Genomic DNA, 1,299 nt, shown 5'->3' with positions numbered 1-1,299 from the left:
ATCCAATAACTGAAATTCCAGCCAGTGTTTGAATGTATTGCAGGGAACACAATCTAATCTTCCTGTGTCACTCATTCGGTTAAATCCTTTATTGATTAAGTACGTTGTGCATCAATCTCGCTTCCTGCCAGAAAGTCATGGAGGGTCAGCGCCTGTAAACGTGAACCCTGTTGGCGGTGCTGACGCAGCCATTTTTCAAGGTCACGGATCAAAGTACCTTCGGGAGTATCCCGTTTCAGTGCCAGTTCGCCCTGTGCTTCCCACAGTTCATACATCAGCGTTTTTGCGAGTCCTTCCAGTGCAAAATCGGACTGTTCCCACGCGGCAATCAGGTGCGGCTCCAGTACAAAAGGGCGTTCAATCTGGCTGAACGGGCATTGTGCCGGTCGAAGAAAAACCGTCGGTTCAGGCATATCCACCATCAGCTCAGTGACCGGGTTAAGCAGAGATGTCCACTCTGTCGGCTGCATCGCGGGCATCAATACCCGCAGAATACGCGTATCCATGAGCCGGAAGACGACCTGTTCATCTCGCAGGGTCACGAGCTGGTGACGTTGCCAGTGATCCAGTTGTGCCTGCCAGCCCGTATCGCTACGGTATGCCCAGCCCCAACTGCCGTCACTGAACGCGCGGTGGTCGAGCAGACGAGCAAACGTGGACAGACAGTCCATTTTCGGCTGAATAAGCCACGGCCCCAGCTCCATCAGGTGAGCAAGCGATGTACCGCTATACAGGGGGAAAGCCTGTTCAACCCAGTTGTTCACATAGATCGTGTTGACAGGATTAGGCACCGAAAGCGGGTTGATCATCAGGTAAACTGGCGGTTTGCCAGATCCGCCCAGCCAGGTTGCCCAGCTTGTTTTTTGGGTAGAATCAGTCATGACTGACCTCCTAGCGGGGCTTTAATCACCCAGGCAGCATTCTCCTGAGCCTGCAATGCACAATATTTTTTGACCGGAAATTCCACCTCCGGCAATGGCTCCACGCCTTCCGGTAATTGCAGTGAAACCCCGCGACCGCTGCCGCCTGAACCTTGCCCAACATTAATCGGTGAGCAGAGAATGCCACCCGGTGTGACTTTCAGAAAACTGCCACCCACTTTCAGCGTGATTTCTGCTGCCGCTTCCAGTACGACCTTGCCGCCACTTTTCAGGTGGATTTCCTGCCCGCTGTCAATCACAGTCGCGTCGCCGGTCTGAGTATGCTGGCTGCCGGCAATCCGGTGGGAGACATCCCCTTCGGTGGTGATTTTGCGCGAACCGGCGACCTGATGATGGTCATCGGCGCGGATATCGTGGT

At 54.2% G+C, this 1,299-nt stretch carries 1 protein-coding gene and 1 pseudogene; both read right to left on the bottom strand.

Annotation, left to right across the window (positions count from 1 at the left end; translation table 11 throughout):
- Positions 1-95: 95 nt before the first annotated feature.
- A complete protein-coding gene (locus Xedl_RS19605; protein WP_074025393.1) occupies positions 96-881 on the bottom strand; it encodes a DUF4123 domain-containing protein in 786 nt (261 codons plus the stop codon).
- A pseudogene (locus Xedl_RS19600) lies at positions 878-1,299 on the bottom strand (DUF2345 domain-containing protein); the annotation flags it as partial. The gene Xedl_RS19605 and the pseudogene Xedl_RS19600, both read right to left, overlap by 4 nt.

The sequence above is a fragment of the Xenorhabdus eapokensis genome, assembly GCF_001908105.1.
Note: the sequence above shows the minus strand (reverse complement) of the source record. Positions and strands in the feature narration are given on the sequence as shown.

What these genes read in the sequence shown, in the direction of transcription:
- Xedl_RS19605 (WP_074025393.1), bottom strand. Translation starts at nt 881, where the DNA reads ATGACTGATTCTACCCAAAAAACAAGCTGGGCAACCTGGCTGGGCGGA.